Origin of the sequence: Kitasatospora sp. NPDC048540, assembly GCF_040651175.1 — a bacterium.
Taxonomy (GTDB): Bacteria; Actinomycetota; Actinomycetes; order Streptomycetales; family Streptomycetaceae; genus Kitasatospora.
In genome coordinates this window covers 111,034-131,888 of sequence record NZ_JBEZIR010000005.1, presented here as the reverse complement: position 1 = coordinate 131,888, position 20,855 = coordinate 111,034, and the positions used below count along the sequence as shown (strand labels likewise).

The 20,855-nt window shown below is 72.6% G+C and carries 12 protein-coding genes; 6 read left to right on the top strand and 6 right to left on the bottom strand.

Annotated features, from left to right (window positions below; all coding sequences use genetic code 11):
- Positions 1-580: 580 nt before the first annotated feature.
- Complete coding sequence (locus tag AB0D08_RS04625; RefSeq protein ID WP_233289091.1) at positions 581-1,168, bottom strand: hypothetical protein; 588 nt, start codon at positions 1,166-1,168, stop codon at positions 581-583.
- Between AB0D08_RS04625 and AB0D08_RS04620 the strand changes: the two genes are divergently transcribed.
- From AB0D08_RS04620 to pcrA, 3 genes are all read left to right on the top strand, one after another.
- A complete protein-coding gene (locus tag AB0D08_RS04620; RefSeq protein WP_359886193.1) occupies positions 1,167-7,472 on the top strand; it encodes a polymorphic toxin-type HINT domain-containing protein in 6,306 nt (2,101 codons plus the stop codon). The genes AB0D08_RS04625 and AB0D08_RS04620 overlap by 2 nt on opposite strands.
- Entirely contained in the window at positions 7,469-7,984 is a 516-nt protein-coding gene (locus AB0D08_RS04615; RefSeq protein WP_359886192.1) for a HEAT repeat domain-containing protein, read from the top strand. The genes AB0D08_RS04620 and AB0D08_RS04615 overlap by 4 nt, the downstream gene beginning before the upstream one ends.
- A 180-nt stretch (positions 7,985-8,164) precedes the next feature.
- Entirely contained in the window at positions 8,165-10,789 is a 2,625-nt protein-coding gene (pcrA, locus tag AB0D08_RS04610; RefSeq protein WP_359886191.1) for a DNA helicase PcrA, read from the top strand.
- Positions 10,790-10,871: 82 nt separating this feature from the next.
- On the opposite strand, the gene AB0D08_RS04605 is transcribed toward pcrA, so the two are convergent.
- Both AB0D08_RS04605 and AB0D08_RS04600 read right to left on the bottom strand, forming a co-directional pair.
- A complete protein-coding gene (locus AB0D08_RS04605; protein ID WP_359886190.1) occupies positions 10,872-11,579 on the bottom strand; it encodes a M23 family metallopeptidase in 708 nt (235 codons plus the stop codon).
- A gap of 87 nt (positions 11,580-11,666) precedes the next feature.
- Positions 11,667-12,569, bottom strand: a complete 903-nt coding sequence (locus AB0D08_RS04600) for an alpha/beta fold hydrolase (RefSeq protein WP_359886189.1) — start codon at positions 12,567-12,569, stop codon at positions 11,667-11,669.
- Positions 12,570-12,787: 218 nt separating this feature from the next.
- On the opposite strand from AB0D08_RS04600, the gene AB0D08_RS04595 reads away from it, so the two are divergent.
- The gene (locus AB0D08_RS04595) at positions 12,788-13,195 is read left to right on the top strand and encodes a cobalamin B12-binding domain-containing protein (protein ID WP_033822897.1); all 408 of its coding nucleotides are present in this window, start codon (positions 12,788-12,790) and stop codon (positions 13,193-13,195) included.
- A gap of 32 nt (positions 13,196-13,227) precedes the next feature.
- Here the strand turns inward: AB0D08_RS04595 and AB0D08_RS04590 are convergent, their stop codons facing one another.
- The 3 genes from AB0D08_RS04590 to AB0D08_RS04580 all read right to left on the bottom strand — a co-directional run bounded on the left by AB0D08_RS04590 (position 13,228) and on the right by AB0D08_RS04580 (position 16,965).
- On the bottom strand, positions 13,228-14,823 hold the full coding sequence (locus AB0D08_RS04590; RefSeq protein ID WP_359886188.1) for a DUF5691 domain-containing protein: 1,596 nt from the start codon (positions 14,821-14,823) through the stop codon (positions 13,228-13,230).
- A 211-nt stretch (positions 14,824-15,034) separates the two neighbouring features.
- Positions 15,035-16,363, bottom strand: coding sequence for an SWIM zinc finger family protein (locus AB0D08_RS04585; protein WP_359886187.1), 1,329 nt, complete (start codon positions 16,361-16,363; stop codon positions 15,035-15,037).
- A 41-nt stretch (positions 16,364-16,404) separates the two neighbouring features.
- Complete coding sequence (locus AB0D08_RS04580) at positions 16,405-16,965, bottom strand: Uma2 family endonuclease (protein ID WP_158515498.1); 561 nt, start codon at positions 16,963-16,965, stop codon at positions 16,405-16,407.
- Positions 16,966-17,163: 198 nt separating this feature from the next.
- Here AB0D08_RS04580 and AB0D08_RS04575 point away from each other — a divergent pair, with 198 nt between their 5' ends.
- Positions 17,164-18,306, top strand: coding sequence for an AAA family ATPase (locus AB0D08_RS04575; protein WP_359886186.1), 1,143 nt, complete (start codon positions 17,164-17,166; stop codon positions 18,304-18,306).
- Positions 18,307-18,338: 32 nt separating this feature from the next.
- On the top strand, positions 18,339-20,741 hold the full coding sequence (locus tag AB0D08_RS04570; protein ID WP_359886185.1) for a DUF5682 family protein: 2,403 nt from the start codon (positions 18,339-18,341) through the stop codon (positions 20,739-20,741).
- Positions 20,742-20,855 lie beyond the last annotated feature (114 nt).

Below are 20,855 nucleotides of genomic sequence, written 5' to 3'. Positions count from 1 at the left end.
ATTACTCATGCAAAACCCTGGCAAAAATCCTTGATCGCCCATAGTGGCGTGCGCTAACCGAGCTCTAGATTTCATGTCGCTCAGCGCACCTCTCCGTGTGCTGTCCGCATCTGACGTGCCGACGATCGTCGGGGCGTCATTTGTGCTGCGTTCTGAACCGATATGGGAGCTTGTTCGTGGGGGCTTGGTACGCGCGCTCCCCACTCTGGCGCTGGCTGATGGGCCGGTCGCGGGGCGTGGGGTTGTTGACGCTTCTGGCTGTGGTGATGTCGTTGTTGGCTGCTCCGTCCGCCGAGGCGTTGGCGGAGCGTCGGCCGCATCCGAAGGTGTGGACGCCGCCGAATACGGCGTTGAGTGAGACGAAGTCTGTTTCGGGGAAGGGGGATTCGCGGTCGGGTAAGGCCGATGCGAGTGTTCCGAAGGAGTGGAAGTCCTCGACGCGGCCGGGGGTGAAGGCCGGCTCGGCGACGGTGAAGTTGCCGAAGGTGTCGGGCGAGCAGCTCGCGGCGCGGAAGCTGTCCGGTGGGGCGGCCCCTTCGTCGGGTGGTCCGGCGGAGGTGAAGGCCGGTGATCTGCCGGTCTACCTGACCGATCTGGGGTCGGCGAAGAGCGGCGCGGATCCGGCGGAGCTGCCGTCCGTGAAGGTCTCGCTGGTCGACGAGTCGAAGGCCCGGGCGGCGGGCGAGTCGGGTCCGGTGGTGCGTCTGGAGAACGCGGCTCCTGCCGAGGCTCCCGCTGCGAAGTCGGGTCTGCCGGTGCAGGTGACGGTGGATGTCGCGGCGCTGGTGGGTGCCGGTACCTGGGCGGACCGTGCGCGGCTGGTGCAGCTGCCGGCCTGTGCGCTGGAGACGCCGGAGAAGGCGGAGTGCCAGCAGCGGACGCCGGTGGACTCCTCGGTGGACGCGCGGACCGGAAAGGTGACCGCCAAGGTCGAGCTCCCGGCCGCGTCGGGTGCGACGAACGCGGTCGCGAAGGACGGCGGTTCGGTGGTCCGGGCCGCGTTCGTGGAGTCGGCTTCGGCCGGTTCTTCGGGTGCGACGGTGTTGGCGGCGGAGGCGTCGTCGTCGGGTTCGATGGGTTCGTTCGCGGCGACGCCGATCTCGCCGTCGGCGCAGTGGAGTGCGGGGACGAACTCGGGGAACTTCACGTACTCGTACACCTTCGACATGCCGTCCGCCCTGGGTGGTGCGGCGCCGAGCGTGATGCTGGGCTACGACTCGTCCTCGGTGGACGGCCGGACGGCGTCGACCAACTCGCAGTCCTCGTGGCTGGGTGACGGCTGGGACTACTCGGCGGGTTCGATCTCGCGGTCGTACAAGCCGTGCATGAAGGCCGGCATCGACATGTCCGGTGACGAGTGCTGGGCGGGGCAGTCGCTGTCGCTGAACCTGGCCGGCCACTCGGGCACGGTGGTCAAGGACGACACCTCGGGCGTGCTGCGGCTGCAGGGTGACGACGGCACCCAGATCACGCCGCTGACCGGGCTGAACAACGGCGCCTGGAACGGTGAGGGCTTCAAGGTCACCACCACCGACGGCACCCAGTACTTCTTCGGCGCCAACCACCTGCCCGGTGGCGACGGCACCGACCCGGCGTCGAACTCGGTCAACACCGTGCCGGTGTACTCGCCGAAGTCCGGTGACCCCTGCTACAGCTCGGGCACCGGCCTGGCGTCCTGGTGCCAGATGGGCTGGCAGTGGAACCTCGACTACATCGTCGACCTGCACGGCAACCTGATCTCGTACAAGTACGCCAAGGAGGGCAACTACTACGCCCGCGGCGGTGGCCAGAACAACGGCACCGGCACCCTGACCGCGTACGACCGCTACTCGACGGTGGCGGAGATCGCCTACGGGCAGCAGCTCGCCGAGCAGGTCGCCGCGAAGGGCGCGCTCAAGCCCGCCGAGAAGATCTCGTTCACGACCTCGGAGCGGTGCTTCGCGTCGGGTTCGATCACCTGCACGGACGCGCAGCGCACGGTCGCGAACCAGTCGTTCTGGCCGGACACCCCGGTCGACCAGGCGTGTGCCTCGTCGGGAAAGTGCACCAACTACGGCCCGTCGTTCTGGACCTCCAAGCGCCTCACCAAGGTCGAGACCTCGATCACGGTCGGCGGCGCGGCGCGGGTGGTGGACACGTGGGCGCTGACCCAGGTCTTCTCGGACCCGGGTGACGGTACCTCGCCGACGCTGTGGCTGGCCTCGATCCAGCGCACCGGCTCCAACGGGCAGAGCGGTATCGCGCTGCCGGCGGTGACCTTCAAGGCGAAGCAGATGGCCAACCGGGTGGACGGGCTGGTGCCGGTGGCGCCGCAGTTCAACCGCCCGCGGATGGACGAGATCGTCACCGAGACCGGCGGCCGGATCAACATCGGCTACAAGCCGGTCGAGTGTTCCCGCACCGCCGGCACCATGCCGGCCTCGCCGGAGAGCAACACCATGGCGTGTTCGCCGGTGAAGTGGGTGCCGCCGGGCTCCGCGCCGGGCGCCAAGCCCGTCGACGACTGGTTCCACAAGATCCTGGTCTCCTCGGTCAGCGAGCAGTCGCTGGTCACCTCCGGCGTCGCGAAGATCACCGAGTACAGCTACGGGGGCGGTGCCGCCTGGCACCGCAACGACTCCGAGTTCGCCGACGACGACACCCGGACCTACGACAACTTCCGCGGCTACCAGACGGTCACCACGACCACCGGCAGCGGCTCGGACGGTCCGAGGACCAAGTCCGTCGCCACCTTCCTGCGCGGTATGGGCGGACAGGTCACCGACACCTGGGGTTCCAGCATCACCGATGCCGAGGAACTCGCCGGCTTCGTCCGCGAGACCCAGAACTTCGACTCGGACGCGGCGAACGCGAAGGTCGTCGGCGGTGAGCTGTCCACCCCGTGGATGTCCAGCATCACCGCCACCCACACCCAGCCCGGCAACCTGCCCAAGGTCACCGCGCGCTACCTCAACACCGGTCAGGTCAAGAACCGCTCCCTGCTGTCGGACGGCTCCTGGCGCACCACCGAACGCGACGTCAGCTACGACGAGGGCCACGCCGGACGCGTCGTCACCGTCGACGTCAAGGGCGACCTGGCGCACGTCGCCGAGCAGGAGCAGTGCACCACCACCACGTACGCGACCGGTGCCAACACGGCTCTCGTGGAGATGCCCTCCCGCATCCTGACGGTGGCGGGCGCCTGCTCCACGACGCCGTCCACCACGACCACGATCGCCGACACGCTGACCATTTACGACGGTCAGGCACTCGGGACGATCGGCACGGAGGCCAACCAGACCGAGACCCGGGTCCTCACCTCCTACAACGGTGACGGTTCGGCGAACTACAAGACGACGGTCAAGGCGGAGTTCGACAAGTACGGCCGCCAGACCGCCAGCACCGACCCCAACCGCACCGACACCGCCCACCCGGGTGGCGCGAAGACCTCCACGGTCTACGTTCCCGCCACCGGCGAACTCCCGGCCAGCCTGGAGGTCACCAACGCGCTCGGCTGGAAGTCCGTCACGACGGTCGACCCGGGCCGGGCCACACCGACCAAGGCCGTCGACGAGAACAACCACGTCACCGAGGAGGCCTACGACGCGCTCGGACGCCTGATCTCGGTCTGGCAGCCCGGCCGCGACAAGGCCACCCAGACGCCCAACCGGAAGTTCGCCTACGCGCTCAACGGCGCCAACGCGCCGTCCACGGTGACCAGCCAGAGCATCCGCGAGGACGGCTCCTACACCACCAGCATCGAGATCTACGACGGCCTCGGCCGGATCCGCCAGACCCAGGCCATGCCCGCCTACGGACAGGTCGGCCGGCTGATCTCCGAGGCGGAGTTCGACTCCCACGGCTGGCAGATCAAGGCCACCCCGTCCTACTTCAACAACTCTTCCGGGCCGGTCGCGACCGTCTTCCTGCCGCAGGATTCCCAGGTCCCCTCCCAGACCTGGAACGAGTACGACGGTCTGGGACGGGTGACCGCCGCCAAGACCATGTCCTACGCCCAGGAGCAGTGGCGGACCACCGTCGCTTACCTCGGCGCCGACCGCACCGACACCACACCGCCCACCGGCGGCTACGGCTCCACCTCGATCACCGACGCCAGCGGTACGACGGTCGAGGTGCGGCAGTACAAGACCAATACGCCGACCGGCGCCTACGACGCCACCACCTACGGCCATGATGTCGCGGGTAAGCCGACCTGGCGAAAGGACAGCAGCAACCCGTCGCACCAGTGGACCTACTCCTACGACCTGCTCGGCCAGCTCACCGGCTCGACCGACCCGGATGCAGGCGCTTCCACCAGTGCATACGACCCCGCCGGTCATCTGGCCAGCACGACCGACGCTCGTGGTAGGTCGGTCAGCTTCACCTATGACCTGCTTGGTCGTAAGACCGGGCAGTTCGACGGCACCGACACGAACGACCTGACCAAGAAGACCGCGGCCTGGACCTACGATTCCAAGGCCAAGGGCAAGCCCGACTCCTCCACCCGCTACGTCGGCGGCACCGCCGGTGCGGCCTACACCAGCACCGTCACCGGCTACGACAGCGGCTACCGACCCACCGGCAACTCGGTCACCATTCCCTCGGTCGAGAAGGAACTCGCCGGCACCTACACCTGGTCGAGCACCTACAGCCCGGTCCTCGGTCTGCCGAAGAAGCTGACCATGCCCGCCATCGGCGGCTTGGGCGCCGAGACGGTCGGCAACTCCTACGACGTCGACGGGAACTTCACCACCTCCAGCGGCTTGGACTACCTCGTCCAGGACATGCAGTACGACGTCTTCGGACGCCCGACCCGCACCACCATCGGCGAGTACGGCACCCAGGTCGTCTCCACCCAGCTCTACGACGCCGGGAGCGGCCGGGTCGTGCAGTCCACCCTGGACAAGCAGACCTCCACCACCACCCACGTCGACCTGCTCAACTACACCTACAACAAGGCCGGCTCGCTCACCTCCGTCAAGGACGTCCAGGACGGCACCGCGACGGACCTGCAGTGCTTCACCTACGACTACCTCGGCCGACTGAACGCGGCCTGGACCGACAAGGGCACCACCACCACTGCCCCCGCACCCTCCGTGCAGGGCATCGGCGGCTGCACCAACCCGGTCGAGCCCACCGCCGGCACCGCGACCTCTCGGATCGGCGGGCCGTCCCCGTACTGGCAGTCGTACACCTACGACCTGACCGGTAACCGCACCAAGTTCGTCCAGCACGACCCCACCGGCGTGACGACCAAGGACAAGACGGTCGACCAGACCTTCGCGACCGGTCCCAATGCCAAGACCACCGCCCCCAACACCGGTGGCGGCACCGGAGGCCCGCACGCCCTGCTCACCTCCAAGAGCACGGTGAACGGCACCAGCACCACCGCCAGCTACCAGTACGACGAGGTCGGCAACACGACCTCCATCACCGACACCGCAGGCACCAAGACCCTCACCTGGGACAACCAGGGCAAGATCTCCAAGATCCAGGACACCGGGAGCTCAGGGGACACCAGTTACCTCTACGACGCCAGTGGCAGTCAGCTGATCCGCCGGACCCCCGGCAAGGTCACGCTCAACATCGGCACCGACGAGGTCACCCTCGACACCAACACCCACGCCCTGTCCAACACCCGCTACTACGCGGCGCCCGGCGGCCTGACCGTCACCCGCACCACCGCCGCCGGCGGAGGCAAGCTCTACTACCAGGCGTCCGATCCCCACGGCACCAACGGCGTCCAGTTCGACGCTGCCACCCTCAGCACGACTCGCCGCCCCACCGACCCGTTCGGCAACGCCCGCGGAACCCAGCCCGCCCCCGGTGCCTGGGCCGGCGACAAGGGCTTCGTCGGCGGCACCCTCGAAGGCACCGGATTCACCAACCTCGGCGCCCGCCAGTACGACCCCAAGACGGGCCGCTTCCTCTCCGTCGACCCCATCTTCAACGAGAGCGACCCGCAGTCCTGGAACAGTTACGCCTACGCCAACAACAACCCCGTCGACCACTCCGATGCCTCGGGGACCTGCATCCCCGATGACAACGGCCGCTGCATGTCCGCAGCCGCTTGGTCCGCGTACTACGCCAAGCAGGACGGCGGCGGGGGCGGTGGCGGCGGGGGCGGTAACGGCTCCTCCGGTGGGAGTACCTCCAGCACCAACAGCGCGGCCAAGGACAAGGCGGCGGCCGACGCCGCCGCGGCCATGCGCCAGAAGCAGGCCGCCGACGAGGCCCTCGCCAAGGCCAAGCAGCAGCGCGAAGAACTGATCAGCAAGATCGTCGACGTCGTCGGCGACCTGATCGGCTTCAACGACGCCCGTGACTGCTTCACCAAGGGCGACGTCATGGGGTGCGTCAACACCGCCCTCAACTTCGTCCCCTGGGGCAAGGTCTTCAAGGCCGTCAAGGTCGGCATCAAGGCGTTCAAGCTCTGGAAGGAGGGCGAGAAGGCCTACGACGCCATCCGCGGCGCCGAACGCATCGCCAAGGATGCCGAGGACGCCCTCTCCGTCGCCCGTAAGACAGAGAAGGAGGCCGCCGACGCCGAACAAGCGGCAACCCACGCCGACGACGGACCGAAACCCGAAGCCAAGGCCGACGAACCGGCGTCCTGCCCGATCAGCCGTAACAGCTTCCCCGCAGGTACCCAGGTCCAGCTCGCCGACGGCAGCACCAAGGACATCGACAAGCTCCAGCGCGGCGATGCAGTTGTCGCCACCGACCCGCAGACCGGCAGCACCACTGCCGAACCCGTGGTCGCCACCATTGTCGGGCACGACGACACCGACTTCACCCGACTGGAGATCGACGCGGGCGACGGTCACGGCGCACAGCCGCTGACGTCCACGGCCCACCACCCCTACTGGGACATCACCACGGGGCGTTGGACCGATGCGACCTATTTGGCCGTGGGTGACCAACTCCGCCTTCCTGACGGAAATGTCGCCACCGTCGCCGCTGTACACAGCTTCCAGACCACCCCGCAGACCGCGTTCAACCTCACGGTCGCCGACCTCCACACCTACTACGTGCTGGCCGGAACGCACCCGGTTCTGGTGCACAACTGCGGAGAGGGCGGTGAGACCGGTGCAGCGGCCAGTGCTGAGGCAAGCGGTGGGGAGACCTACTACCGGACCATGACCGACGAGCACTACAAGGCACTCACGGACACCAAGAAGGTCTCCCCCGGGGGCAGTCGGGAGACGTTCATCTCCCCCACGCAGCGATTCTCGGAAGGGTACAACGGTAGGCTGGTCAAGTTCACGGTTCGCCCCGGCACGACGGCCAGGCTCGAACAGATCGGTGTGCGTGACACGGGGGAATTGACGACCAAGAAATACCCGGGAATGCCGCTCATCGGGAAGAAGTGGTTCAGGAAGGCCGCCTTCTTCAAGCAGGAAGGGGACCAGATCAATATCGGGCTGGGAACCGGTAGTGCGCTGGACATATTCAACGAAAGCATTGTGGCGTTCGAGGAGATTGCTAGATGACGCCGGAAGAGCGACAGCTTGTTCTGTCGTTGGGAACTGTTCCGGGTGGTGGCCCCGAGGTGGGTCCGGAGGATGTCCTGCATCACTTCGGTGCGACGGACGACAAGGCCTTGAGCCTGAGTCTGCTGTGCGACGCGGCCGACCGGAAGGATGCGGCCGACGCCGACGTGGCCCTGGTCGCCTGCTACCGATTCGGGTTCACGGCGAACCATCTGGCGCCGCTGATCGAACTCGCAACGGCGGACTGGCACCACCGGCACGAGGACGTTGTCACGGCGCTCGGTGAGTTGCGCTCACCGGCCGCGGTCGACGCCTTGTACCACGCGACGCAGTGGGTCCCGGAGTACCTCGACTACGACGAGAACCGCGGACTCGCGACGAAGGCCGTCCGCGCACTCGCCGCTACGCCGGGGGCGGAGGCTGAGCGGGCGCTCGTCAGGCTGACCGAAGCGGATGACGAAACCGTTCGTGAAGCCGCGGTCAAGCACCTTGCCCGCCGGAGGAGCTCCTGATCGAGGAATGAGTCGGCTGGTTCTGTGAGTTCTGCCGACTCCGGGTGCCGTGGTCGATGGCGACACGCCTACGACCACGGCATCCGGCGTGTTCGGTGCCTGGCGATCAATCCGAGGCGGGCCTGCCGGTTCGCCGTCCCGCCCCGGGGTGTCGGTGGCTGGTCATACACTCGGAGGGCCATGAGTAGCCTCTTTGACGACCTCCCGCTCCCCGGCTTCGAGGACCCAGCCGTCGGGTCGAGCCGCCCCGCCGCCGACGAGCCGCCGTACGACGGCCCGCCGTTCGAGGAGCCCCCGTACGAGGAGGCTCCGCACGACTACTCCCCGTACGAGGAGGCCATCCCCGACGGGCTGTTCCAGAGCGACCACGCCGCCGACGCCGAGCGGGACGCGTACTACCGCAACGGCGCCGCCCGCACCGTGATCGACCCGGCGCAGCTGCTGGAGGGGATGAACGACCCGCAGCGCGAGGCGGTGGTGCACCACGGCTCGCCGCTGCTGCTGGTGGCCGGCGCGGGGTCGGGCAAGACCCGGGTGCTGACGCACCGGATCGCGTACCTGCTGGGCGCCCGGCACGTGCAGCCGGGCGAGATCCTGGCGATCACCTTCACCAACAAGGCCGCCGGTGAGATGCGCGAGCGGGTCGAGCAGCTGGTCGGGCCGCGGGCCCGGGCGATGTGGGTGTCGACCTTCCACAGCGCGTGCGTGCGGATCCTGCGCCGGGAGTCCAAGGTGCTGGGCTTCACGTCCAGCTTCTCGATCTACGACTCGGCGGACTCGCAGCGCCTGATGGGCCTGGTCTGCCGCGATCTGGACCTGGACCCGAAGCAGTTCCCGCCGAAGTCCTTCACCGCGAAGATCAGCAACCTCAAGAACGAGCTGATCGACGAGGAGACCTACGCCGACCAGGCCGCCAACCCGACGGAGAAGAAGCTCGCCGAGGCGTACTTCCTCTACCAGCGGCGCCTGCGCGAGGCCAACGCGCTGGACTTCGACGACATCATCATGACCACGGTCAACCTGCTGCAGGCCTTCCCGGACGTGGCCGAGCACTACCGCCGCCGCTTCCGGCACATCCTGGTCGACGAGTACCAGGACACCAACCACGCCCAGTACACGCTGGTGCGCGAGCTGAGCGGCGGCGCCGCCGCGCACGCGCCGAAGATGACCGTCGACGGCGAGTACGTGAACCCGGCGGACGCCCGGCTGGCGCAGATCGCCCCGGCCGAGCTGTGCGTGGTCGGTGACGCGGACCAGTCGATCTACGCCTTCCGCGGCGCGACCATCCGCAACATCCTCCAGTTCGAGGAGGACTACCCGAACGCGACCACGATCCTGCTGGAGCAGAACTACCGCTCCACGCAGACCATCCTCTCCGCCGCCAACTCGGTGATCGAGCGCAACACCAACCGCCGCAAGAAGAACCTGTGGACCGCCGGCGACCAGGGCGAGAAGGTGGTCGGCTACGTCGCCGACGACGAGCACGGCGAGGCCCAGTTCATCGCGGACGAGATCGACCGGCTGACCGACAAGGGCGACGCCCGCCCCGGCGACGTGGCGATCTTCTACCGGACCAACGCGCAGTCCCGGGTCTTCGAGGAGGTGTTCATCCGGGTCGGCCTGCCGTACAAGGTGGTCGGCGGGGTGCGCTTCTACGAGCGCAAGGAGGTCCGGGACGTCCTGGCGTACCTGCGGGTGCTCTCCAACCCCGAGGACACCGTGCCGCTGCGCCGGATCCTCAACGTGCCCAAGCGCGGCATCGGCGACCGCGCCGAGGCCATGATCGACGCGCTGGCCGCCCGGGAGCGGATCAGCTTCGCCCAGGCGCTGGTGCGGGTCGACGAGGCGTACGGGATGGCCGCGCGCTCGGCCAACGCGGTGAAGAAGTTCAACGCGCTGCTGGCCGGGCTGCGGCAGGTGGTCGAGTCCGGCGCGGGCCCGGCCGCCGTGCTGGAGGCGGTACTGGAGGAGACCGGTTACCTCGCCGAGCTGCAGGCCTCCACCGATCCGCAGGACGAGACCCGGGTGGAGAACCTCCAGGAGCTCGCCGCGGTGGCCCTGGAGTACGAGAAGGACCCCGGCGAGCGCCCCGAGGCCGAGGAGGGCGACGGCACCCCGCCGGTCGGCTCGCTGGCCGACTTCCTGGAGCGGGTGGCGCTGGTCGCCGACTCCGACCAGATCCCGGACGACGAGGAGGGCGGCGGCGTCATCACCATGATGACCCTGCACACCGCCAAGGGCCTGGAGTTCCCGGTGGTCTTCCTGACCGGCATGGAGGACGGGATCTTCCCGCACATGCGGGCGCTCAACCAGGTCAAGGAGCTGGAGGAGGAGCGCCGGCTGGCGTACGTCGGCCTCACCCGGGCCCGGCAGCGGCTCTACCTGACCCGCTCGGTGCTGCGCAGCGCCTGGGGCCAGCCCTCGTACAACCCGGCCTCGCGCTTCCTGGAGGAGATCCCGGCCGGGCTGGTGGAGTGGAAGCGCACCGGCACGGCGGCGGTGCCGCCGTCCCGGTCCTCGGGCGGCTCCTCGTACGGGTCCTCCTCGCGGCTGTCCTCGGGCGGTGGCGGTGGCGGCGGGACGGCCTCGCCGAAGGCGGGCTGGGGCAAGTCGGCCCGGCAGGTGGCCGAGCGGGACGTGCCGACCCTGGCGGTCGGCGACCGGGTCACCCACGACAGCTTCGGGCTGGGCACGGTGGTGGCGACCATGGGCGTCGGCGACAAGGCGCAGGCGACGGTCGACTTCGGGGCGAGCACCGGGCGCAAGCAGCTGCTGCTGCGCTACGCGCCGGTCGAGAAGCTCTGACGGGACGATCGACGGGTACGGCCCGGGTCCGCGCTGCCGCGGGCCCGGGCCGTACGCGTGTCACGGGGCGGCCGGGGACGGTTCAGCGCGGGTCGAGGCCGTGGGCCAGCAGCCAGGGCAGCGGGTCGACGGGGGCGCCGCCGTCCGGGCGGACCTCGAAGTGTAGGTGCGGGCCGGTGCTGTTGCCGCTGCTGCCGGAGTACGCGATCACGTCCCCGGCCCTGACCTGGCCCTTGCGGACCCGGAACGAGCGCAGGTGTCCGTACCAGGTGCTGGTGCCGTCCCGGTCGGTGACCACGGCGAGGTACCCGTAGGCGCTGCTCCACCGGGTGGTGACGGTTCCGTCGGTGGCGGCCCGTACCGGGGTGCCGGACGGGACCGGGAAGTCGATGCCGGTGTGCCGGACCGACCAGTGGGTGCCGGCCTGCCCGAACACCGCGCTCAGGCCGCGCGCGGCGACCGGCAGCAGGTAGTGCGGGCGCTCCGGGGGCGTCGGCAGGCCGGGCGGCTCGGGCAGGTCGCCGCGCGGCCCCGTGCGGTCGGCGCGGGCGGCCGCGACGGCGGCGGGGCCCGGGGAGGGCGGAGCGGTGCGGGCGCCGTCGGGCCGGGCGTCCGCGGCGGACGGCGCCGACGGGTGGGTGTGGTCGTGCTGGACGGCGGCCGCGGCGGCGGTGAACACACCGAGCGTGGCCGCCGAGGGCAGCGCGACCGTCAGCACGGCCGTGCGAGTGCCGCGCCGGGCCAGCCGGCGTTGCTGGGCACGGGCGTCGGTACGGGAGTTGATGGTCACGGTGCCGCCTCGGGGAGCCCGCTCGGAAAGGGGAGAAACCAGCCGAGACTGTAGTCCCCTGTCCCGATACCGGACAAAGTGCGCATCTCAGGAGGCGTGTCGCTGCACCAGCCCGGCGCCTCCCCCCTCGGCCTCCAGCGCGCGCCGTACGGCCTCGACCGCCAACGGATGGGCCGGCAGGCCGATATGACCGACCGAAGGGATCAGCAGATTTTCCGAGTGCAGGTCGGGATGGTGCAGCCAGGCGCCGCGCCCCGGCCGGACCACCTCGTCCAACTCGCCGCGCAGCGCCGTGAAGTGCGCCCGGCAGCTCGGCGCGGGCAGCGCCAGCTCGGCCAGCAGGTCGCTGCCGGGCCGGAGCTGACGGGTGACCGGGAACGGGGTCGGCAGCAGCGCCGCCGTGGTGCCCTCGTGCGGAGTGCCGAGCGTGACCACCCGCGGCGCCGCCGCGTCCCCGCCCAGCCGCTGGACGTAGTACCGGCAGATCAGGCCGCCCAGGCTGTGCCCGACCAGGGTGACCGGCCGGCCCTGGTGGGCCTCGGCGGCCCACTCCACGTGGCGGGCCAGCAGCACCGCCGCGGCCCGGACGTCCCGGATCAGCGGTGAGTAGTTGAGCGCGTGCAGATGCGCCCAGCCGTGGCGCAGCAGCTCGCGGCGGAGCGGGCCGAACACCGCGCGGTTGTCGGCCAGGCCGTGCAGCAGCAGCACCGGGCCGCGCTGCGCCCGGTCGGCCGCCGGGCCGGGCGGGCAGTCGCGCGGCCGGGGCTCGGGCACCAGCCCGGCCGGGTAGCGGACCACGTGGTGCGCGAGGGCGGCGGCCTCGGCCCGGGCGCCCCGGACGGCGCGCCCGAACGGCAGGCCGGCGGCGGCCGCTGCGGTCGTGGGTGGTCCGGAGGCCGGTGCGGGCCCGATCGCGGGGAGTCCGGTCGGCGCGGGACCGGACGGCGGGAGGTCGCAGGGGGGAGGATCGGTCGGAGCGGGGTGGGTCATACGGCTCTCCCCGGGCAGGGTGGCGCGGGGGCCCCGCGGCGGACGGCGCGGGGGTGACGGGTGGGCGGTGCTGTGATTTTCCCCTCCTCTCGACGGGCGAAACGGACGCCGGGCGCGGTTGGCGCTACCCTCCCCTCAGGTCTGTTAAGAGTGGTTAACACCACACCCGTCCCGGCCGGGCCGGTCGGGTGATGGACGATGAGGTCCAGGAGGCAGTCATGGGCGTGTCAGGCCCGATCCGTGTGGTGGTCGCCAAGCCGGGGCTGGACGGCCACGACCGGGGAGCCAAGGTGATCGCCCGGGCGCTGCGCGACGCCGGTATGGAGGTCATCTACACCGGCCTCCACCAGACGCCGGAGCAGATCGTCGACACCGCGATCCAGGAGGACGCCGACGGCATCGGCCTGTCGATCCTCTCCGGCGCCCACATGACGCTCTGCGCCAAGGTGCTGGAACTGCTCCGGGAGCGCGACGCCGAGGACATCAAGGTGTTCTGCGGCGGCATCGTGCCGCCCGAGGACATCGTCGAGCTGAAGGCGCTCGGCGTCGCCGACATCTTCACCCCGGGCACCCCGACCCAGGACGTGGTGGCCTGGGTCGAGGCCAACCTGCGCGCGGCCGGCTGACCCGCCGCGCACCCTCGCCGCCCGCGGCGCGGTCACCCGTCGAGTTCCGCCAGCATCGCGGCCCGGAAGCGCAGCGTCCCGGCCAGCCGGGCGAAGGTCTCGGCCCAGGCGGTGTCGGGCGCGGCGTCGGCCGCCAGCGCCTCCACGGCCGGGGCCGTCCCGGGGGACAGCGCCCGCTCCGTCATGCCCAGGACCCCGCTGTGGCTCCACGGGTACGCGCCGGAGCGGGCGGCCCGCTCCAGGGCCGCGACCACGGCGGTCGACAGCGGCGGCGTCCACGGCGCGGCGCAGGCCCCCAGCAGCTGGAAGGCGTCGCCCAGGCCGTGGGTACGGACGAAGGCGGCCGTCCAGGCGGCCCGCTCGGGTGCGGGGAGCACCGACAGCAACCGGGCCGGGGATCCCGCCGCCCGCCCGGGGCCGCCGGGACGCGGTACCGGACCGAGCAGGGCCCGGGCCCAGTCGGCGTCCTGCTGGCGGACGGCGGCCCTGGCCCAGGCCTCCCGCAGCTCGTCCGTCCAGTCCGTGCCGCCGTCGCCGACCGGCAGCCGCAGCAGCTGCTCCGGGCCGAGGCCGGTGTCGGCGGACCAGATCGACAGCGGCGCGGCCGCGACGATCTCCCCGAACCACCAGGCCCGTTCGCCCCGGCCGGTCGGTGACTTGAGGGGTATGCCGTCCCGCTGCATCCCGGCGTCGCACCCGCTGGGCGGGCTGACGAGCAGCCGGCGCCCGTCGAGGCGGACCGCAGCCCGCGCACGCTCCGCCATCCGGGTGGCAAGTGCGGACCCGGGCAGGGTGGAGAGCAGCTCGGCGGCGGTCGCCCGGACGTTCTTGCTGCGATCGGTCAGCGCGGCCTCCAGGAACTCCTCGTCCGCCGCCGAGAGCCCCTCCTGCAGGGCGTCCAGGAACAGCACCCGGTCCTCGGCGCGCTCGGTCGACCAGGTCGAGCCGAGCAACTCCAGCGCCTCCCGGGGGCGTTCCCGGCGCAGCCGGGAGAGGTGGGTGACCCGTTCCGCGAACAGGCCCTCCTGCCAGACCTGCGAACCGGCCTGCTGCGCGCTCCCGGCGGCCGCGGCCGCCGTCCCCACGCCTTCCGTGGCCGTGCGGTGCACGAACCGCCAGTCCTGGTTCCGCTCGGCGAGCCAGCGGCCCAGCGGACCGGCCAGCGCGACCGCGCCGGAGCGCAGCTCGCTACGGGCCCGGGCGGCGTCCAGCAGCGGAGGGACCAGCGCCGGCGGCAGCCGGTAGCCCCGGGCCTGCGCCGCCTCGATCCACTGCGGCAGCAGCTCGGCGAGGTTGGCCGGCGCGGCCCCGGCCGGGCGCCCGCCGACCAGCACCGCCAGTCGGCGGGCCGCGGCCTCGGGCAGCTCGGGACGGGTGTCCGCCGCGGCGGGCGGCGGGAGTTCGGGCACGGGCAGCGGCCGGCCGCCGGCCCGGCGGCGGACCACCGCGAGCGCCGCCAGGTCCAGCAGCGCCACCGCCGGGTCGTCGCGGTCCACCGCCCGTGCGGCGGCCAGCACCGCGGGCGGTCCGGCCGGGTCGGGCAGCGGCCGGCGATCGGTGCCCAGCAGGGCCACGGTCTCCAGCGCGGCCCAGTCGTCGGCGGTCGGGCTGAGGGTGGGGGTGGTCATGGCCGGCCTCCGGTCGGGGTCGCGTACGGATGCGGGGGAGCGCCCGGGTGGGGCGGACCGCCCGGGAACGAGGGCGTGGACCGGGCCGGGCGGGCGCCGGGCAGTGGCCGGGCGGAGCGGGGGCGTACGGCTCGCGGGCATACGGCTCGGAGGCGTACGGCCCGAAGCGGTACGGCCCGCCGGCGCGCGGCCCGCGGCGGGACCGGTGGGGTCACTGGCCCACCCTGATCGGCCGGCCCTGCTGCGTCCAGGCCGTCACCGGGGCGAACCCGGCGTGCCCGTACTCACCGAACAGCGTGACCGGGTGCCCCGCCGAGACCGCCGCGAGCCGCCACAGCGCCGCCTCCGGAACCGAACCGCGGCGCACCGCGACCGCGCCGCGCCCGTCCGTCAGCTGCCAGCCCTCGGGGCCGAGCACCGGCACCACCTCACCCAGCACCACCGGCCAGGACTCCAGCCACGGGTCCGCCGCCACCGCCTCGCCGTACGCGGCCGCCGCCCCGGCGGGGGACAGCCCGGCGGGAGGCCCGGCGGGCCCGGCCTCCGGGGCGCCGTACCGCGGGCCGAGCACCGCGCGCAGCGGCCGGGCACCCGGGTGGAAGGCCAGCTCGGCCTCCAGCACCTGCCCGGTGGGCAGCGCCAGTTCGGGCGCCTGGCCGGGGCGGCCGAAGGCGAGCAGCAGGGCGAGGCGGCCGGTCTTGGCGCCGCGCAGCCACAGCCGCCGGGTGGTCAGCCGCTCGTCCGCGGTGTCCCGGCTGCCGAGCACCTGCCACCGGTCGCGGACCGTCGGACCGGCCAGCAGCTCGGCCGTGTCGGCGGTGAACCCGACCCGGGTCCGGACCGTGGCGGCCAGCTCGGCGGGCAGTTCCTCCACCCGGCCCCAGGCGCCCGCGAGCAGGTGCAGCAACGCGTACTCGGCGAGCAGGCCCTGCTGCGGCGTGTGTGCCAACTCCCGGGCCCGGGTGGCGAGGCCGGGCGCCTGCGCGTCGACCATCCGGGCCGCCACCTCCTCCCAGCCGGCCGCGGCGGCGGCATGGTCGGCCAGGCCCCGGCGGACCCCGTCCGCCAGCCGCAGCCGCAGCTCCTGCGCGCCCGCCGTGACCCTCGCCTCGCGCCGCTCGGCCCGCCGCCGGGCGGCCGCCGGATCGGCCTCGGCCTTGGCCTCCGCCTTGACGCGGGCCTTCTCGGCCCGCTGCTCGGAGGCGTCCTGACGGCTCTTCACCCACTCGGCGACCCAGTCGGGCCGCTCGGCGCCCTCGGTGATCTCCGCGGCGCCGCCGCTCCAGAGCAGCAGCAGCCCCAGCACGTGCTTGCACGGGAACTTCCGGCTCGGGCAACTGCACTTGTACGCGGGCCCGGCCAGCTCGACCGCAGCCCGGTACGGCGTGCTGCCGCTGCCCTTGCACAGCCCCCACAGCACGCCCTGCTCCCAGCCGGCCCCCGACCAGGGGCCCGGTCCGGACAGCTTGCCGGCGGCCTTCAGCGAGGCCGGGTCGGGTGCGAGGGAAAGGACGTGTTCGGTGCTCCAGCGTTCCTCCATGCCCACGACGCTAGGCGCGGGCACTGACAACGGACGCGGTGTCAGCCCCTGGTCGGGTACACCTTGAAGGAGGAGGTCTCCAGCGCGAACGCGAACGGCTCAGGCAGCTCGACGGCCCGTCCGAACTCGCCGTGCTCGACCACCCGGTAGTCCCCGCCGTCGGGCCGGGAGTGCAGCTCCCAGACGCCGAGGTTCGGGTCGATGATCAGGTGCAGCGGCACCCCGCTGACGGCGTACCAGAGCCGCTTCTTCGCGTAGTCGCTGTCGCGGTCGGAGGAGACGATCTCGACGGTGACCGCGACCCGGCCGGCCGGGAAGGGGTTGACGTTGTCGGCGGCGAGCTCGTGGCTGGTCACGCTGATGTCGGGTTTGGGCTCGAACCCGCGCACCGGCGACACCAGCGCCTGCTCGGTCATCGACCACCAGCCCTGCTGGATGAACTGGCCTGCCACGGTGGCCTGGATGAAGTTGTGGAACGGCGCGGCGGACGGGAGCATCACGATCTTTCCGTCGATGAGTTCGATCCGGAACCTGTCCAGCTCCGGCATGCCCTCAAGTAGGCGCACCAAGTCGTAGTCGGTCGCAGGTGTCGTCGCGGTCATCGTTTGCACCTCCTCCTCCCTGCATGGTAGCGAGCCGGGGCCGTGCGCCCGGTCGTTGTCAGTGCCCCGGTGCATGGTGGTTCCAACAGGCCGCGAAGTGCCTGTCCGACCTCTGCGCCGATGGTCCCCGTACCCCTCTCTGAGCCGCCCCTGCCCTGCCACAGCTGTGCCCGGCGGCCCGTATGCCAGGAGCCGATGATGACCACCGAAACCCCGACCACCGAGACGTCGACCACCGAAGCCTCGACCTCCGCGACATCGGCCGAGGTCCTGCGGCTGCACGCCGAGGACGCCTTCGCCGGCGAACTCGCCGCGCTCGCCGACCAGGACGACCGGCCCCGCCCCGAGCGCTGGCGGCTGTCGCCCTGGGCCGTCGCCACCTACCTGCTGGGCGGCGAACTGCCCGACGGCACCGTGATCACGCCCAAGTACATCGGCCCGCGCCGGATCGTCGAGGTCGCCGTCACCACCCTGGCCACCGACCGGGCACTGCTGCTGCTCGGTGTGCCCGGCACCGCCAAGACCTGGGTCTCCGAGCACCTGGCCGCCGCGATCAGCGGCGACTCCACCCTGCTCGTCCAGGGCACCGCGGGCACCCCCGAGGAAGCCGTCCGGTACGGCTGGAACTACGCGCAGCTGCTCGCCCACGGCCCCAGCCGGGACGCGCTGGTGCCGTCCCCGCTGATGCGGGCGATGGCCGACGGGAAGATCGCCCGGGTCGAGGAGCTCACCCGCATCCCGGCGGACGTCCAGGACAGCCTGATCACCATCCTGTCCGAGAAGACCCTGCCGATCCCGGAGCTGGGCGCCGAGACCCAGGCCGTCCGCGGCTTCAACCTGATCGCCACCGCCAACGACCGCGACCGCGGGGTAAACGAGCTGTCCAGCGCGCTGCGCCGCCGCTTCAACACCGTCGTGCTGCCGCTGCCGGCCACCCTGGACGAGGAGGTCGACATCGTCACCCGCCGGGTCGGACAGCTCGGGCGCTCGCTCGACCTGCCGGAGCTGCCCGGTGGCGCGGACGAGATCCGACGCGTCGTCACCGTCTTCCGCGAGCTGCGGGCCGGGATCACCGCCGACGGCCGTACCAAGGTCAAGACGCCCAGCGGCACGCTCTCCACCGCCGAGGCGATCTCCGTCGTCACCAACGGCCTCGCGCTGGCCACCCATTTCGGTGACGGCGTGCTGCGCGCGGGCGACGTGGCCGGCGGCATCCTCGGCGCGGTGGTCCGCGACCCGGTCGCCGACCGCGCGGTCTGGCGGGAGTACGTCGAGGGCGTGGTCCGCGAGCGGGACGGCTGGAACGACTTCTACCGCGCCGCCCGCGAGTACTCCAACTGACACCCCAGCACCCCGCAGGAGGGAGGCCCGACATGGCCCACGGACCGACGCCCGCCGCGCCGACCCCACCGGCCGCGGCCACACCGACGGCACCGGCCGCACCGCCGGCCGCGCCGCCCGGCGTCACGCTGCTCGGCATCCGGCACCACGGGCCGGGGTCGGCCCGCGCCGTGGCCGCCGCACTGCGGCAGCTGCGCCCCGACGCGGTCCTGATCGAGGGCCCGCCGGAGGCCGACGCGCTCACCGCGCTGGCGGCCGAGAAGGACCTGGTGCCGCCGGTGGCCCTGCTCGCGCACGTGGTGGACGACCCGGCGCGGGCCGCGTTCTGGCCGTTCGCGGTCTTCTCACCGGAGTGGGTCGCGCTGCGGTACGCGGTCGAGCAGCAGGTCCCGGTCCGCTTCATCGACCTGCCGGCCGCCCACAGCCTCGCCGCCGAACCGCCGTCACCGGACGGGCCGGGAGTGCCTGGGGGCACTTCCGGGGAGGTGGACGGTCCCGCCACCACGGACCCGATCGCCGCGCTCGCCGCGGCCGCCGGCCACGACGACCCCGAGCGCTGGTGGGAGGACGTGGTCGAGCACCGGGCCCCCGGCGCCGACGCGCTCGCCCCGTTCGAGGCGGTCGCCGAGGCGATGGCGGCCCTGCGCGAGGACGCGCCGGTGCTCCGCCGCGACGAGCTGCGCGAGGCGTACATGCGCCAGCAGCTGCGCGCCGCCCGCCGGGCCGGCCACCGCCGGATCGCGGTGGTCTGCGGCGCCTGGCACGTCCCCGCGCTGCGGGAGCTGCCCACCGTGGCGCACGACAAGGCGCTGCTGGCCGGCCTGCCGAAGAAGGTGCGCACCGAGATCACCTGGGTGCCCTGGACGCACCGCCGGCTCTCCCAGCACTCCGGGTACGGCGCGGGCGTCGACTCGCCCGGCTGGTACCACCACCTGTTCACCGCCGAGCGCGACACCGTCGCCCGCTGGCTGACCAGGGTCGCCGAGCTGCTGCGGGCCGAGGACCACCCGGTCTCCTCCGCGCACGTCATCGAGGCCGTCCGGCTGGCCGGGACGCTCGCCGCGATGCGGGGCCGCCCGCTGCCCGGGCTCACCGAGACGCTGGACGCCGTACGGGCCGTCATGTGCGACGGCTCGGACGTCGCGCTCGCCCTGGTGCACGACCGGCTGGTGGTCGGCGACGCGCTCGGCGAGGTGCCCGACGCGGCCCCCGCCGTCCCGCTCCAGCGCGACCTCGCCCGGCTCCAGCGCAGCCTGCGGCTCAAGCCGGAGCCGGACGACCGCGAGCTCGTCCTGGACCTCCGCAAGGAGCTGGACGCCGCCCGCTCGACCCTGCTGCACCGGCTGCGGCTGCTCGGTATCGGCTGGGGCGTCCCCGGCCGCTCGGCGGTCAACTCCACCGGCACCTTCCGGGAGACCTGGCGGCTGCGCTGGGAGCCGGAGTTCGCGGTCCGGGTGGTCGAGGCCGCCCAGTGGGGCACCACCGTCGAGGGCGCGGCCGCCGGCAAGGCGGTCGGCGAGGCCGCCCGCGCCACCGAGCTGGCCGAGCTGACGGCGCTGGCCGAGCGCTGCCTGCTCGCCGACCTGCCGGCCGCGCTGCCCGCCGTGATGCGGCTGATCGCCGACCGGGCCGCCCTGGACACCGACATCGCCCAGCTGGCAGCCGCGCTGCCCGCGCTGGTCCGCACCCTGCGCTACGGCGACGTCCGCGGCACCGACGGCGCGGCCCTCGGCGAGGTCGCCCGCGGCCTCGCCGAGCGGATCTGCGTCGGCCTGCCGGCCGCCTGCACCGGCCTGGACGCGGACGGCGCCAACGCGATGCGTTCCCACCTGGACGCGGTGCACGCCGCCGTGGGCCTGCTGGCCGCCGAGGACACCGGCGAGGACCCGGTCGCCGACCGCTGGGCCGCCACCCTGCACGCGCTGGCCGCCCGCGAGCCGTCCGGCGGACCGGCCAGCGGCGCGCCGGGGGTGCTGCGCGGCCGCGCGGTCCGGCTGCTGCTGGACGACGCCCGGCTCGGCGCCGAGGAGGCGGGCCGCCGGCTCGGCCTGGTGCTCTCACCGGCCGGTACCCCCGCGGACGCGGCCGGCTGGGTCGAGGGCTTCCTGTCCGGCGGCGGCGCCCTGCTGCTGCACGACACCCGGCTGCTCGCGCTGCTGGACGACTGGCTGACCCGGGTCCGTCCGGAGGCGTTCACCGATCTGCTGCCGGTGCTCCGCCGCACCTTCTCCGCCCTGGAGGCGGGCGTACGGCGCACCGTCGGCGAGCGGGTCGCCGCCGGACGGCTCGGCGGCCCCGCCGCCCCGGCCGCGGTGGCCGCGGTGGACCTCGACCCCGACCGGGCCGACGCCGCGCTGTCCACCCTCGCCCTGCTGCTCGGCCTGCCCGCCGGGCGGCCGGTGATCCCGCGCCAGGCCGACCGCCGGGCGGGCTGAGCGGGCGCCGGGCCGGGCAGCGGAGGGGACCGCCCGGCCCGGCGCCACCCGCCGCACCCACGACAGCCGCCGCACCCACGACAGCCGCCGCACCCACGACAGCCACCACACCCG

Coding starts and splice junctions, on each gene's coding strand:
- AB0D08_RS04590 (WP_359886188.1), bottom strand. CDS start 14,823: ATGACCACCCCCACCCTCAGCCCGACCGCCGACGACTGGGCCGCGCTG.
- AB0D08_RS04595 (WP_033822897.1), top strand. CDS start 12,788: ATGGGCGTGTCAGGCCCGATCCGTGTGGTGGTCGCCAAGCCGGGGCTG.
- AB0D08_RS04580 (WP_158515498.1), bottom strand. CDS start 16,965: ATGACCGCGACGACACCTGCGACCGACTACGACTTGGTGCGCCTACTT.
- AB0D08_RS04615 (WP_359886192.1), top strand. CDS start 7,469: ATGACGCCGGAAGAGCGACAGCTTGTTCTGTCGTTGGGAACTGTTCCG.
- AB0D08_RS04620 (WP_359886193.1), top strand. CDS start 1,167: ATGCCGTCCGCCCTGGGTGGTGCGGCGCCGAGCGTGATGCTGGGCTAC.
- AB0D08_RS04575 (WP_359886186.1), top strand. CDS start 17,164: ATGACCACCGAAACCCCGACCACCGAGACGTCGACCACCGAAGCCTCG.
- AB0D08_RS04625 (WP_233289091.1), bottom strand. CDS start 1,168: ATGTCGAAGGTGTACGAGTACGTGAAGTTCCCCGAGTTCGTCCCCGCA.
- pcrA (WP_359886191.1), top strand. CDS start 8,165: ATGAGTAGCCTCTTTGACGACCTCCCGCTCCCCGGCTTCGAGGACCCA.
- AB0D08_RS04585 (WP_359886187.1), bottom strand. CDS start 16,363: ATGGAGGAACGCTGGAGCACCGAACACGTCCTTTCCCTCGCACCCGAC.
- AB0D08_RS04600 (WP_359886189.1), bottom strand. CDS start 12,569: ATGACCCACCCCGCTCCGACCGATCCTCCCCCCTGCGACCTCCCGCCG.
- AB0D08_RS04570 (WP_359886185.1), top strand. CDS start 18,339: ATGGCCCACGGACCGACGCCCGCCGCGCCGACCCCACCGGCCGCGGCC.